The organism is Oceanicaulis sp. (genome assembly GCF_965284345.1).
GTDB lineage: Bacteria > Pseudomonadota > Alphaproteobacteria > Caulobacterales > Maricaulaceae > Oceanicaulis > Oceanicaulis alexandrii_A.
Genome location: NZ_OZ260073.1, coordinates 2,410,500 through 2,424,133, shown reverse-complemented (window position 1 = coordinate 2,424,133; position 13,634 = coordinate 2,410,500). Strand labels below are relative to the sequence as shown.

General features: G+C 62.2%; 17 protein-coding genes. 2 read left to right on the top strand and 15 right to left on the bottom strand.

The window, feature by feature from the left end; translation table 11 throughout:
* Position 1 precedes the first annotated feature (1 nt).
* The 9 genes from ACQ66J_RS11740 to ACQ66J_RS11700 all read right to left on the bottom strand — a co-directional run bounded on the left by ACQ66J_RS11740 (position 2) and on the right by ACQ66J_RS11700 (position 5,196).
* Positions 2-406, bottom strand: a complete 405-nt coding sequence (locus tag ACQ66J_RS11740; RefSeq protein WP_430431771.1) for a cation:proton antiporter subunit C — start codon at positions 404-406, stop codon at positions 2-4.
* A 3-nt stretch (positions 407-409) separates the two neighbouring features.
* The gene (locus tag ACQ66J_RS11735) at positions 410-856 is read right to left on the bottom strand and encodes a Na(+)/H(+) antiporter subunit B (protein WP_430431770.1); all 447 of its coding nucleotides are present in this window, start codon (positions 854-856) and stop codon (positions 410-412) included.
* Between the two features lie 4 nt (positions 857-860).
* A complete protein-coding gene (locus ACQ66J_RS11730) occupies positions 861-1,418 on the bottom strand; it encodes a DUF4040 domain-containing protein (RefSeq protein WP_430431769.1) in 558 nt (185 codons plus the stop codon).
* Positions 1,415-1,777 carry a monovalent cation/H(+) antiporter subunit G gene (gene mnhG / locus ACQ66J_RS11725; RefSeq protein WP_375549593.1) on the bottom strand — a complete coding sequence of 121 codons (363 nt, stop codon included), beginning with the start codon at positions 1,775-1,777 and terminating at the stop codon, positions 1,415-1,417. Before mnhG ends, ACQ66J_RS11730 begins: the two co-directional genes overlap by 4 nt.
* Positions 1,777-2,100, bottom strand: coding sequence for a monovalent cation/H+ antiporter complex subunit F (locus ACQ66J_RS11720; RefSeq protein WP_375549594.1), 324 nt, complete (start codon positions 2,098-2,100; stop codon positions 1,777-1,779). Before ACQ66J_RS11720 ends, mnhG begins: the two co-directional genes overlap by 1 nt.
* Positions 2,097-2,624, bottom strand: a complete 528-nt coding sequence (locus ACQ66J_RS11715) for a Na+/H+ antiporter subunit E (RefSeq protein ID WP_375549595.1) — start codon at positions 2,622-2,624, stop codon at positions 2,097-2,099. Before ACQ66J_RS11715 ends, ACQ66J_RS11720 begins: the two co-directional genes overlap by 4 nt.
* Before the next feature lie 109 nt (positions 2,625-2,733).
* The gene (locus tag ACQ66J_RS11710; RefSeq protein ID WP_028284779.1) at positions 2,734-3,042 is read right to left on the bottom strand and encodes a DUF190 domain-containing protein; all 309 of its coding nucleotides are present in this window, start codon (positions 3,040-3,042) and stop codon (positions 2,734-2,736) included.
* Between the two features lie 3 nt (positions 3,043-3,045).
* Positions 3,046-4,026, bottom strand: coding sequence for a sodium-dependent bicarbonate transport family permease (locus tag ACQ66J_RS11705; protein WP_375549596.1), 981 nt, complete (start codon positions 4,024-4,026; stop codon positions 3,046-3,048).
* Positions 4,027-4,101: 75 nt separating this feature from the next.
* The gene (locus tag ACQ66J_RS11700) at positions 4,102-5,196 is read right to left on the bottom strand and encodes a DUF2336 domain-containing protein (RefSeq protein ID WP_430431768.1); all 1,095 of its coding nucleotides are present in this window, start codon (positions 5,194-5,196) and stop codon (positions 4,102-4,104) included.
* A 270-nt stretch (positions 5,197-5,466) separates the two neighbouring features.
* On the opposite strand from ACQ66J_RS11700, the gene ACQ66J_RS11695 reads away from it, so the two are divergent.
* The gene (locus ACQ66J_RS11695; RefSeq protein WP_430431767.1) at positions 5,467-6,660 is read left to right on the top strand and encodes an MFS transporter; all 1,194 of its coding nucleotides are present in this window, start codon (positions 5,467-5,469) and stop codon (positions 6,658-6,660) included.
* A 117-nt stretch (positions 6,661-6,777) separates the two neighbouring features.
* On the top strand, positions 6,778-9,087 hold the full coding sequence (locus tag ACQ66J_RS11690) for a S9 family peptidase (protein WP_430431766.1): 2,310 nt from the start codon (positions 6,778-6,780) through the stop codon (positions 9,085-9,087).
* Between the two features lie 85 nt (positions 9,088-9,172).
* Here ACQ66J_RS11690 and ACQ66J_RS11685 read toward each other — a convergent pair whose 3' ends face one another.
* The 6 genes from ACQ66J_RS11685 to ACQ66J_RS11660 all read right to left on the bottom strand — a co-directional run bounded on the left by ACQ66J_RS11685 (position 9,173) and on the right by ACQ66J_RS11660 (position 13,622).
* A complete protein-coding gene (locus ACQ66J_RS11685) occupies positions 9,173-9,832 on the bottom strand; it encodes a TonB family protein (protein ID WP_430431765.1) in 660 nt (219 codons plus the stop codon).
* A 209-nt stretch (positions 9,833-10,041) separates the two neighbouring features.
* Entirely contained in the window at positions 10,042-11,571 is a 1,530-nt protein-coding gene (locus ACQ66J_RS11680) for a tetratricopeptide repeat protein (protein ID WP_430431764.1), read from the bottom strand.
* Positions 11,572-11,630: 59 nt separating this feature from the next.
* Positions 11,631-12,248: an energy transducer TonB gene (locus ACQ66J_RS11675; protein WP_430431763.1), complete on the bottom strand. Its 618-nt coding sequence runs from the start codon at positions 12,246-12,248 to the stop codon at positions 11,631-11,633.
* 9 nt (positions 12,249-12,257) lie between these two features.
* Positions 12,258-12,662, bottom strand: a complete 405-nt coding sequence (locus ACQ66J_RS11670; RefSeq protein ID WP_375549603.1) for an ExbD/TolR family protein — start codon at positions 12,660-12,662, stop codon at positions 12,258-12,260.
* A gap of 24 nt (positions 12,663-12,686) precedes the next feature.
* Positions 12,687-13,097 carry an ExbD/TolR family protein gene (locus ACQ66J_RS11665; RefSeq protein ID WP_375549604.1) on the bottom strand — a complete coding sequence of 137 codons (411 nt, stop codon included), beginning with the start codon at positions 13,095-13,097 and terminating at the stop codon, positions 12,687-12,689.
* Between the two features lie 3 nt (positions 13,098-13,100).
* Positions 13,101-13,622 (bottom strand): MotA/TolQ/ExbB proton channel family protein, encoded by a 522-nt coding sequence (locus tag ACQ66J_RS11660; RefSeq protein ID WP_133723682.1) that lies wholly within the window; start codon positions 13,620-13,622, stop codon positions 13,101-13,103.
* Between the last annotated feature and the right edge of the window lie 12 nt (positions 13,623-13,634).

The following is a 13,634-nucleotide window of genomic DNA, read 5'->3' as shown; positions in this document are numbered from 1 at the left end:
CTTAAACGCCCTTTTCCAGTTCCAGAGAATAATCGGCTTCGGCGATCGTATCGTCCTCGATCGAGCCATAGGCCTCGCGAATGCGCACCACCAGGGCCAGGCCGACTGACAAGGTCGCCACGCCCACCACAATGGCGGTCAGGATCAGCACATGCGGCAGCGGATTGGAGTAGACCGCGTTCGGATCAAGCCGGTCATAGACCAAGTCCTTATAGTCAAAGATCGGCGGCGCGCCGCCAAACACCTTGCTGATGCTGATATAGAGCAAAAAGACCGAGGTCTGGAAAATCGACAGCCCCACCAGACGCTTGACCAGGTTCCCTGTCGCGATCACGGCGTACAGCCCGATCATCATCAAGAGGATGATCACCGCATAGTTGAAGCGTTCCGCTACCATCTCGACCATGACTTACCAATCCTCGTCTGAGATTTCAGGCGTGCGCCCGGCGAAGGCGTAGAAGATCGCAATCATCACGCAGGTCACCGTGGTCAGGACGCCGATTTCCACCGCGATGATGCCGATATGCTGGCCCGTCCCGTGAGAGATGTCGGGGTGGAAGACGGTGTATTCGAGAAACTGCCCGCCCATGATCAGGGAGGCGAAGCCCACAGATGCATAGACGAACCCGCCCAGCGCCATGCCGACCCGCGCCCATGAGGGCGGGAAGACCTTGCGAGCCGCGTCCAGACCGAAAATCAGCGCATACAGGATGATCGCCGAGGCGAGCACGACGCCCGCCTGGAACCCGCCGCCGGGCGAGTACTCGCCATGAAAGTGCACGTAAAAGCCGTACACGATGATCATGGGGATCAGAACTTTTGCGACGACGCGCAGAATAACGTGAGGCGACATCATGCGCTTAGCCCTTCTTCCGCTTGGCTTCGCCCAGACCGAGCAGCAGGGCGACGCCCAGGCCCGCGGCGAACACCACGAAGACCTCGCCCATGGTGTCAAAGCTTCGATAGCTGGCCAGAACGGCGGTCACGACATTGGGAATGACGACCTGTTCGGCGGTCAGCTGGACATAATCCATGCCCACGCCGGTATTGGCCGGGCTGTTTGCGTCGCCATAAACCGGCATGTCGCCCAGCGCGTAAAACAGCGCCACGCCCGCCGCCACCGTCACCGCCAGCGCCGCCAGATGGCGCACCAGCGGGGTCTCGTCCGCCTCGCGTGAGGTCAGAAGCATCGCGCCCAGCAGCAGCACGGTGGAAATCCCGGCGCCCACAGCGGCTTCAGTGAAGCCCACATCCACCGCGTCCAGCGACACGAACCAGGCGGCCGAGATCAGCGAATAGGCGCCGGTCAGCATCACCACCGCGAACAGATTGCGCAGGCGGATGACGGCGATGCCGATGCACAGGAGCATCGCCATGAAGATGTAGTCAAAATACTGGGTGATGTCAGACGCGCTCATGCCGCCCCTCCATCGTCAGAACCGGCATGGGGGCGATAGCGCGTCAGAAGCGGCTTCAGCCCTGATTTATAGGCGGCGTTGGCCACGGCGTGGGTGGCGGTGGGGCTCGTCAGGAAGACGAACACGCCCAGAAGCGCCAGCTTCGCGGTGATCAGGGTGAAACCGCCCTGCACCATCAAGCCAATGACGATCAGCTCGGCGCCCAGCGTGTCGGTGACGCCGGCGGCATGCATGCGGGTGTAGAAATCCGGCAGGCGGATCACGCCGATGGCGCCCGCCAGCACGAACACCGCGCCAGTGATGACGAAGGCGGCCGAAACGATGTCGAGCGCCAACTCAATCCAGAACGCATAATCCATTACTGGTCCTCCTCGCCGTCCAGCGCACGTCGAAGCGCCATTTGCGACAGGGCCACATCCAGCGAGCGATAGCGGAAGAATTTCAGGATCGCGATGGTGGCGATGAAGTTGATCAGCGCATACAGAAGCGCAATGTCGAGGCCGTCGCCGCGCCCCACCATCAGCGAGAACACCGCCAGGAACAGCACGGTCTTGGTGCCGAACGAGTTCACCGCCAGCACCCGGTCATACAGGGTCGGGCCGATGAACAGGCGGCTGATCATCAAGACCATGGAAATGGCCAGAACGATCGCAATGCCAAAGTCGAGAATAGGGGTGATCATGATCCGGCCTCTCCCCGCGGTTTCGCCAGCGCCTTGCGGCCTTCAACGGCTTCAATGGTGCGGCGCTCCATGTCCCGGAACGCGTCCTGGTCGGCGAATTCTTCAGTCAGGGCGTGAACCAGAAAGCCGGTTTCCTCGACTTCAATGGTCACCGTGCCCGGGGTCAGCGTGATGGAATTGGCGTAGGTCGCGCGCGCCATGTCGGACTTGGCGCTGACCGCGACGCGGGTCATGACCGGCTTGATGTTCAGATCGGGCGCCATGGCGATTCGCACCACAGCGATATTCGCCTTGAAGATCTCAGCGCCCAGCCAGCTCCAGTATTTGAAATATTGCGGCAAGCGGGCGAAGGGAACGGATTCCCCGTCCAGCAAACCCATGCGCGCGGTCGTGACCAGCGCGACCGTGACCGCCAGTACGCCGAAGCCCACCAGAAGCGGTTTGAACCAATAGCCTGACAGTAACAGCCAGAGCACGCTCAATATGAGTGCGAGCAAGACGCCGTAGAACAGCCTTGAGGCCACCGATCACCCTCCCTCTTCTCGCCGCCTGCAACGGGCGGCGTTGAGGGGGGTTCTAGACCACCCCTCACCGCGTTTTCCAGCGAAACCGGACACAAATGCTGGAGTTTCTTCAGAAGCGCTCGCCGCGGACCACTTCAACGTCGTGCGCATAGATGATGCCGGGATAGCGCGCAAAGAAGGGTTCGGCCTGCTCAAACACTTTCTCGGCGGTCTCCGGCTTCATCACCGAGAGCACGATTTTCATCTCGGTGGCGTCCAGAACATCCTCACGGGTCCAGTCCCCGCCCAGACCGCTGCCTTCGCGCCCTTCAATGACGGTGAACCCGGTCACGCCGCACTGGCGCAGCAGGTCTATCAGCCGTTTGAGATGGGGCGTCTCGACGATGGCGATGAGCTTTTTTCGAACTGTGCGGGCCATGGGTCAGCCTCCGATAAGCGCTTGAGCGATCGCCGTGTAGAGCGGAATGCCGATCGTTAGGTTGAACGGGAAGGTGATGGCCAGAGACAAGGTCAGATAGACAGACGGGTCCGCATCCGGCAGCGCGATGCGCATGGCCGCAGGCACGGCGATATAGCTGGCCGAGCCCCCCAGGATCATCAAAGCCGCCGCATCCCCGGCGCCCATGCCCGCCAGCAGAGCGAGCCCCAGGGCCGCCGCCGCGCCAATGGGGGGCATGACAATGCCGAACAGCGCGCCGGGGACGCCCAGCTTGCGGGCGCCCGACAGGCGCCGCGCCGCGACGATCCCCATATCCAGCAAGAACAGGCACAAAATGCCCTGGAACAAATCGACCACGAAGGGCTCGAGCCGCACCATGCCCGGCTCGCCTGATATCCACCCGATGAAGAAGGCGCCCATGAGCAGCACCACAGACCCGTTCAGCGCTACTTCGCGGATCAACTCGCCGCGGGCGCTGGGATCGGGTCCCTTGCTCGACGCGCCCGCCAGCAGCAGGCCGGTCAGGATCGCCGGGGTTTCCATCAGCGCCAGCACGGCGACCATATGGCCTGAATAAACCAGGCCCGAGAGCTGCAGGAATTCTGATCCCGCCACGAACGTCACCACCGAGATCGACCCATAGTGCGCGGCGCTGGCCGCAGCCGTGGTGCGATCAAGCTGGGTGAAGGCGCGCAGCAGGGCGTAGGCGACCAGCGGCATCAGAAAGCTGAGCAGTACGCCCGCCCCTGCCGCCAGCAAAAGTTCGGTCGTCAGCCCCGCCTTGGAGACTTCCACCCCACCCTTGAAGCCGATCGCCATCATCAGATAAAGCGCCAGCCCCTTGGCCACGGCCTGGGGAATGTTCAGATCAGACCGCACCACTCCGGCGAGCACGCCCAGAGCGAAAAACAACACGGCCGGCGAAGTCAGGTTCGCGAGAGCGAGGGAAATAACATCCAGCATGGTTGCGACAGCTAGCCGCACTCCGACGCGGGTTCAAGGTTTATCGCGGCAAATGGCGGCGCGTGATTCAGGCGTTCAATCGCCGCGGGCGCTGCGGGCGATGACCCAGTTCCAGTAGCGCAAGACGGTTTGCGCCTTGTCCACGCTCATCGTGTCAAAGACCAAGATCGCCTGCTGGACCCGATTGAACGCATCCGTGCGCCCCGAGCCTTCGATCAGCCCGGACAGGTGTTTACGCGACAACCCCGTCGCCTTGGCCAGAATCGCCAGCGGTTCGCCGCCGAAATCATCGATCATGCGATTGAGCAGGTCGCGCTGAATATTGGCGAGCACGGCCGCCTCGGCGCGCAATTCCTCGGTAAAACCAATCTGCGAGGCGCGCTCGATCAGCCCTTCCAAAGAGCCGTACGGGGTGACTTCAGCCGCTCTGCGGTCGCGCTGACGGCGATCAATATAAGCCAGCGCTTCCTGAACCGCAGTATCCGGTTCGGCTTCGCGCGCCGCCAGGGGAAACACATCCTCGGCCGCATCTTGCAGGATCTGACGCGATGCGGCGAAGCGGTCGAGAATCATGCGCCGCAGATCATGCGACACCGACCAGAACAGCGCGAGCGCCTGGGCCGGCCGCAATTCAGGACGCCGTATCAACAAGCGCGCGATGGCGTCGTGTTCCGCCGCAACCCGCACCATGACCTCCACGGTCTGACTGGCGAGCCGGGCGCCGTCATTGCGCAACAGCGCTGTGATGACGTCCATATCCCCGCCGGCGGCCAGGGCTGCGGCGACGGTTTCAGACACGCTTTCGCGGCGCGCCAGCTCCAGCCGGTGCAGCGCGCTCGAGCCCTGGGCGATGTCCATCATGTCAAAATCGGACAGCGCCTGGGAGCGTCGCAGCAAGGGCTCGGCCACTTCAAACTCGTCATGGGCCAGACGCCGCAACAAGGCGCGCGGCGCTTCGCCTTGCTGGGCCAGACGCTTGGAGACTTTCGCCCGCAAGCCCACATCCGCCGCCCGCAGCAATTCATCCAGCACGTCCGCGACCATCCAGCGCTCTTGCGGCGCGATCTGGCTGGAGGGCAGGCAGACGATGTCCGCCAGACGCCGGGTCAACAGATCACGCGCCCGCGGGGTGGCGGGGCGCGGCGGTGCGGGGCTCAGATCTTCCGCCATGGTCGAAGTCACATCCTGCTCTGTCTGATCTCAAGATGACCCCGAGGGCGTTAAGGAAGCGTCGAGATTGGCGGCTTGCAGCTCCTATAGAAGTCGCGCAAGGTGCTTAAGACCTTATCAAGCATCTGTCACACATCTTTGGCTTGATCCGCCCAAGGGCCTGATTGCATTTGCCGGGGTGTCCCCGCTCAACCGACAGGTATGCCCGTGGCGCTGAAAACCCTTCGCAAATTCCGGCGCTTTCAGCGTTCCCCCCCCTTCACTGTATACATGATCGCCGTCGCAGGCTGGTTCTTCAGCTTCGGCCTTCAGACAACGTTGTTTCCCGGCGTGATCAACTACACGCTGAATGAAAGCCCTTATCGGCTTGGCCTGGCGCAGGCGGCGCTGACCGCGCCCATGCTGTTCTTGCTGCCCATGGCGGGCGTGGTGGCCGAGCGCCTGGACCGGCGCTGGGTGATGGGCGGGTTTCACCTTCTGGCCTGTGTCTGCGCCGGATTGATGTCGCTCTTATTGTTTCAAAACCTGCTCAGCTATTGGGTGATGATCGTTTACGCCTTGCTGGTGGGCGTCGCGGGCGCCTTCGTCATGCCCGCCCGAGACAGCGCCGTGAACGCCGTGACCCGTGTCGCCCAACGACTGGGGCGCCGCGACTTCACCTTGCAAAACGCGGTGATCCTGGCCTCGCTGGTGCAGTTCGCCGCCCAGATTTTCGGCATGGGCGCGGGCGTGCTGGCGGGCCGGCTGGGGCCGGCGCCCCTGTTTGTCGTTCAGGCGGGCGGGCTGGCGATCGGCGCGGGCGCCGCCCTGCTCATGCCGCGCCTGCCGCGGCAGAATACTGGCGGCGAAAGCCTGTGGACCAGTCTGCGCTCCGGCGTTCTGGAAGTGGTGCGCTCGCCCATCCTGGCGCCGATGACGCTGATCATGCTGGCGCTGGGCCTGCTGGTGGTGGGCGGCGGCTTCTTCGTCATCATTCCGGTTCTGGTGCGCGATGTGTATGACGGCGGCTACGGCCTGCTCTCCCTTCTGCTCGTCGCCTTCTGGATCGGCGCCTTCATCGCCAATGTGCTGCTCTCACAAGCCGGTGATATCGAGCGCCCCGGGCGCATGTTGATGCTGGCGCAATTGGTGACGGTCGTCTCGATGGGGCTGCTGGCCCTGCCCTTGCCGCTTTATGCGCTCTTCATCCTGGTGTTCAGCTGGGGGCTGGGGGGCGGTGTCGGCATTTCCCTGTCGCGCGCTGTCGTGCAGGAGAACGCCCCGCCGCGCATGATCGCGCGGGTGATGAGCGTCTATCAGCTGGGCATGTTCGGCGGCATGCCGCTGGGCGCGTTCGTGATGGGCTATGTGGTGCATGAGATCGGGCCGCGCCTGTCCTCGCTCATCCCCATGGCGGGACTGCTTCTGGTGCTGATCGTGATCGCTTTGACCTCGCCGATCCTCAAACTGCGCCGGGTGCGCTGAGTTATCTTTTCAAGCTGAACCGTTCGAAACGCTGGACAGCGCTGCAGGTGCGAGAAACACTGCCCCATCACTTCAATTGGGGAGCCAGACGCAGTTCGCCTCTGGTGCAGGACCATCATGACCTTATCTCATTACGGATCGAAAGCCGCCCTGCTTGCAGGCGCGGCTCTTATTGCGCTTTCAGCGTGCAGCCAGCCCGCTGCCGACAGCGCCGCCACGACGACGGAAAACAGTATGAATGACACCTCCGCCCCCGCTCAGGACCTGATCGCGCGCGCCCAGGAGATCGCAGCGCCGACGCCGGAACAGCGGCCAGTCGAGATCGAGCAGCTGGGCCGGACCCGCACGGACGAGTTCGCCTGGCTTCGCGATGACAACTGGCAGGAAGTGATGCGCGAGCCCGGCGTTCTGGACGCGGACATTCGCGCGCATCTGGAAGCGGAAAACGCCTATTACACCGAGGTGATGGCGCCGCTGACAGGGCTGGAAGAGCGCCTGTACGGCGAGATGCGCGGCCGCATCAAGGAAGACGATGAATCCCCCGCCTCCCGCGATGGCGACTGGTATTACTACGCGCGCTACCGCGAAGGCGGCCAGTACCCGGTCTATGCCCGCAAGGCGGCTGGCGAGACCGGCGAGATGGCCGGCGAGGAAGTCATCATCTTTGACGGCGACGCGGAAGCGGAAGGCATCGACTATTTCGACCTGGGCGCCGTCCAGCATTCGCCCGATCACCGTTATCTGGCCTATGCCGTGGATACCGCCGGGTCTGAATTCTACGAGGTCAAGATCCGCGACCTTGAAACCGGCGAAGACATCGCCACCCTGACCGATGAGGGCTATGGCTCCATGGTCTGGGGCAATGACAGCCAGACGATCTACTGGGTGTGGCGCGACGAGAACAACCGGCCGCGCCGGGTCTATCGCCAGGCGTTTGATTCCACCGAAGCCGAGCTGATCTACGAAGAAACCGATCCAGGCTATTTCCTCAGCGTCAGCAAGACCGACGGCGATCGCTGGATCGTGCTGGGCGCCGGCGACCACACCACCTCCGAAGCGCGCGTGTTTGACGCCAATGACCCGGCCGCCGAGCCGATCCTGGTGTCCGAGCGTGAACCGGGCGTGGAATACTCGCTGACCGAAGCGGGCGGCCGCCTGTTCGTGCGCACCAACCAAGGCGGTGCCGTTGACTTCCAGATCATGGAAGCCCCGCTGGATGATCCACGCCGCGAGAACTGGACCCCGCTGATCGAGCACCGCCCCGGCGTGCTGGTGAACGGCCTTATGGGCTTTGAGAACTGGCTGGTCCGGTCCGAGCGCTCAGACGCCCTGCCCCGCATCATCGTACGCGATCTGCGCTCGGGCGAAGAGCATGAGATCGCCTTTGACGAAGAGGCTTATGCCCTGGGCATGGATGGCGGCTATGAATACGCCACCGACATGATGCGCTTTTCCTATGAAAGCCCGTCCACGCCTGAAGAGACCTATGATTACGACATGGACGCGCGCGAGCGCACCTTGATCAAGCGTCAGGAAGTCCCCTCGGGCCATAATGCGGATGATTATGTGGTGCGCCGTATCCACGCCACGGCCCGTGACGGCGCCAGCGTGCCGGTGACGATCCTGTATCATCGCGACACTCCGATCGACGGCACGGCGCCGCTGCTGCTGTACGGCTATGGCTCATATGGCATCACCATTCCCGCCAGCTTCTCTACTTCGCGTCTCAGCCTGGTGGATCGCGGCATGGTCTACGCCATCGCCCATATCCGCGGCGGCATGTCCAAGGGCTATCAATGGTATCTGGACGGCAAGCTCGACCAGAAAATCAACACCTTCAACGATTTCGTCGATTCCGGCCGCGCGCTGGTCGAGGCGGGCTACACCTCTGAAGGTCAGATGGTCGCCATGGGCGGCTCCGCCGGCGGCCTCTTGGTCGGCGCCACGATCAACCAGGCGCCGGAGCTGTTCGCCGGCGCCATCGGCGCGGTGCCCTTCGTGGACGTTCTGACCACGATGTCTGATGAAAGCCTGCCGCTGACCCCGCCGGAATGGCCCGAATGGGGCAACCCGATCACCGATGAAGCGGCGTATGACTATATCCTGTCCTACAGCCCCTATGATCAGGTCAGCGCACAAGACTACCCGCACGTGCTGGCCACCGCAGGTCTGACCGATCCGCGCGTGACCTATTGGGAGCCAGCGAAATGGGCGGCGCGTCTGCGCACCCGCCGCACCGATGACGGCCTGACCCTGATGCGCACCAATATGGGCGCGGGCCATGGCGGCGCCTCGGGCCGGTTTGATTCCCTGCGTGAACGCGCCGAGGAATACGCCTTCGCCCTGATGACGGTGGGCCTGGCCGATCAGGAGGCCGCTGAGGCCGCCTCTGAGGCCTCTGACAGCCATGAGGACGGCGAGCACTAGGCTTGCCGCTCCAAGCAATCAGAACGGCGCGGGAGCAGCTCCCGCGCCGTTTTTTTGTGCTCACGCCAATGGCCTGTATCTCCGGCTAGTCCTCCAACTCGAACACCAGCGTCGTTTCCACGCCGCGATTGACGAGCCGGTTCGGGTCTTCATTGGGGATCGAGCGATGCCGCCAGCGTTCGACCGCGGCAAGGCTCGCTCGCGCAAACCCGGCGCTGTCGCACTGGATCGCCTGGGCGTTGACCGTCCGGCCAGACGCCAGAATGTCATAGCGAATGGTGCAGGTTCCGGTGATCCCGCGTTCCTGCTCACGCGCCGGGTAGGCGGGCGGCACGCGCACGGTGATGGGCGACGGCGCGATGATCATGCCGTCAAGCGACGCGGTGATATCAGGCTGCGTCGTGGGCGGAGCCGTCTGGAAGGAAGGCCCGGAGTCTGACGGCAGGTCAGAGCTTTGAGTATCGAGCGTCGGGATAGGCGGAGGCGGACTGACCACCTCCGGCTCCGGAGGGCTCCGCGGGGTCAGCCTCTCATCCGGCACGTATTCGGAAATGCTGATCTCCTCAACCGGACGTGGCTCCGGCAGTGAAATGACATCCACCCGGATCAGGATCTGCATCACCATGAACAAGGCGAAGGTGATCAGAACAGCAAGGCTGCCTGCCGTGGTCCATCGCGCCAGTCCGGATATGAAAGCACCCGCGCTCGGCGGCGGCGCCTCAGGCCGCAAAAGAGCTTCAGACATATAAACCTCCCCGTTTGATGCGGAGGTCAGTTTTGCCGCTGTGGCCTCCGCCAACATGGACAGGCTGAAAGCTGATTAGGGCGAAAACCGGACATTTTCTCGCCAGAAGAGAGGCTTTGAGACTGACATGCGTCGAAAGAGAGCCCCGCAAACAAAGAAAAAGCCCCGGCGCACAACGCCGGGGCTTTCAATCAGTGTCCCGTAAGCGCCTAGCCTTCAGCGGTGGCCGCTTGGGCTTCGCGCTCGGCCTGAGCCGCTGCGGCTTCAGCATCGGACATGCCGGCTTCACGGATCTGCTCACCGTACACATTGTAGTACGCTTCACAGCGCTCCGGGATGGATTCAAACCGCACGCGGCCTTCATCATCCACAGAACCGGTCAGAACGATCTGACGGCGTTCGGCGTCCAGGGTCAGGCGGCATTCGTCGATGACGATCTGCTCCTGTTGCACCCGGCGACGCTCTTCACCATCAATTTGAGCGGTGATCCAGCGGATCCAGCCATTGGAGGCCGTCCGGCTGGTCGGATACCGTGCGCCTTCGCGGAAGGCCTGGATGGCGCCCTGGCGTTCACCCTGACGGAACCGCGCGGTGCCCAGCAACTCCCAGGCTTTGCCCGTATCGCTCAGGCCGCCCCGATCCAACGCCGTAACCAGCGCGGCTTCAGCAGCTGCGAAGTCATTGAGCTGGAAGTTCGCTTCGGCCAGACGCAGAGCGGTTTCACCATCGCCCTGAAGCTGGGACAAACGTTCAAGCACCGGAATAGCCCGGTCAAACTCGGACGCCTGACGCCACATATTGGCCAGCAGCTCGAGATGGTTCTGCGTGACCTCCACACGACCCGCATTCATCTCACGCTCGAGAATCGACGCGCCGCGGAACGGGTTTTCCAGGAAGCTGTAATACTGAACCAGACGGATCAGCTCGTTCTCTTCTTCATAGAGACCGTTCAGATACATCAGCTTGTTGGTTTCAAACGCATTGCTGGCGTCATCTTGCTGCGCGTAAAGCGCAATCAGATTTTGCCAAGCCTGACGTGCGCCCGGGAAAGCAGACAGATACTCCCGAATAACCCGCAACTGATCATTCGTGCGATCAAGTTGCTGATAGAAGTAGAACATCAGGTTGAAGTCCTGCTCGTTCTTCTGGGGTGTATTGTTGTAATAGATTTCCGCATAGCGAACGCCATCGGAAATCCGCTCTGCTTGCAGATACGCTTGGGCCACAGTCTTGGCGAAGCTGGGAGACAGCTCGGCGCCGGCTGCGATGGCCAGCTCGAACTGACGGATCGCCTCGCCCACATTTTCCTGAACCAGGTGAAGCTGGCCCAGCGCCGTGCGGATGGAGATTTCTTCGTCCGTCGTGGTGGCGCCGGTGTCCAGCGCCGCGCCGAAGTCGCGGATCGCCAGGTCCAGGCGGTCCTCGGTGAAGTACGCCCGGGCGCGCAGCTGCAACACCACAAACCGTTCGTACGGGCTGAGGTTATCGCGAGCCGCAAGCTCGTTCATGATCCGCAGAACACAAGCGTTGTCTTCCACTTCCTGACACTCTTGGGAAGCAAGCACTTGCTCGCCGACCGCAGAGGTCAGAACGCGGCCTTCAGCCTGTTGCTCATCATTGTCTCGCCGGCGCTGCGCTTCAGACGGCGCGGCGATCGCGAGGGCCAGAAGGCCGGAAATGGCGGCGACGCCCAGTGTCCGGACCAAGCTGGCGGGGTTGAAAGTCTCGTTCAGAGTCATTGTCACTCTCCCGGTGTCGGCGCACCGCGCTCTGGTATGAGCGAGGTGCGCCGCACTGCTTAGTCAGACAACTGGTAGTCGAGAGACGTTTGCACGCCCCGACGCCAGACCGCATTGCCGTTTTCAATTCTGGGTTCGTACCGCCAGCGTTCCACGGCCCGGATGCTGGAGCGTTCAAACAGCGAGCTGGAGCAATCCAGCGCCACAATGTTTGTCGGCGTCCCATCCGGCGTCACGTCAAACTGCATCAGGCAGTTGCCTTCCACGCCACGCTCAGCCGCCCGAGGCGGGTATTGCGGCGGGATGCGCACCATCGGCTGGGCGTCACGGTCGGAGACGTCAAAGCTGACATCGCCGCTGCCCAGATCCGGTGCGTCGAACTCAGGAATTTCACCAGCGATGGTGTTCATGTCCTCAGCCGGAGCCTCAGCCACTTGCCGCTCGATTTGAGGCGGCGGGGGCGGAGGTTCGACGTCGTTCACGTCATCCATGGTGACTTCACGCTGACGGACTGAGAGATCCTCGATTTCTTCCGAAATGGAGATCGACAGTTCATCACGCGCCTCTTCCAGCTCGACTTCATCGGTCAGGATGAGACGCATCATCAGCATGAACAGCAGGAAGGTGATCACGGCGGCGATCGGTACGCCGACGAGAAGACGGATTATACTAGCCATCGCGTCCCCCTATCCTTCCTCAACTGAGATTTTAACGGGAATGCTCATGTCCATCAGCAATTCCTGGACATCGAGAACGGTCCCGGCCGGTGCGCCAAGATCACCCTGGATCATGGCTTCGGCGCGGGGGTTCTCCTCCCGGAGTTGCTCGAACGCGTTACGAAGCTGCGCGAGCTCGTAAACATTTCCGTCCACATAAATTTCGTCATTGGCCGTTACGGCCACGAGCAGGGTCGGTTTTTCACTTTCCTGAAGTTGGGATTCAGGACGGAAAATATCGACGCCTGGCTCTTTAACGAACACAGCTGTCACGATGAAAAAGATGAGCAGGATGAACACGACGTCGAGCATCGGCGTCATGTCCAGCTGGACTTCTTCGTCATCTTGCAGCACGCGGCTTTGTCGGCGAGCCATTGGCTTGTCTCCTCTCCCGGTCCGTTATCCCTCGCCGCCTTCGGCGCGAGTGATTGAAACGGGAATGCTGTTCGCCTTCATTTCATCCCAGATCAGGACGATCGTGCCGTGCAGCGCTTCGTCGGCCACTTCGATCAGCACCGCAGAGTCAGGCTGTTCAGCCCGGATCCGCGACACCGCCGCCAGCACACGAAGTTCACTGGTGGGGTCCTGGTTGACGAAGACCTGATTGCGGTCGTTCACCTGGACCAGGATCACCGGGTTCGGCTCGGTCGGCTCATTTTCAGACGGGGGCGGGGGACGCATATCAATCCCCTGCTCCTGCAGGAAGGTCGCCGTGACGATGAAGAAGATGAGCAAGATGAAGACGATGTCCAACATCGGCGTCATATCGACGTCGGCGTTATCGCTTCCGCGTTTGACTTTTCTACGCATGGCCTAGTCCACCTCCAGCTCGTCTGCGAGTTGATGGACCTTGGTTTTGGCCATCCGCTCGATCTGGTTGGAGAAAAGCAGTCCGGACAAGGATGCGACCATGCCCGCCATGGTCGGGATGGTGGCGCGAGCCACCCCCGCCGACATGGCGCGAGCATCGGATGAACCGGAGATCGACATGACGTCGAACACCGAGATCATCCCGGTCACCGTGCCCAGCAGACCAAAGAGAGGAGCGACCGCGACAAGCGTCTTGATCAATTCCACATTCTGGTCGGCCTTGGCCTTCACTTCGCTAATGAGCTGATCCCGGATGGCGTAAGCGTTCCAGGAATGGTGGTCGCTACGTGCGCCCCATTCCTTTCGCGCCCGGTCCGCCGCACCTTTGTGCGCGAAACCGAAATACGCCATGCGTTCCAGGATGAACGCCCACATCACGAAGGTCAGGGCCATGATCCAGGTCAGGATCGGACCACCGCGTTCCAGGAATTCCTGGAGACCTGTGAGGGCGCCTGAGATATCCATAGGTCTGTTTCC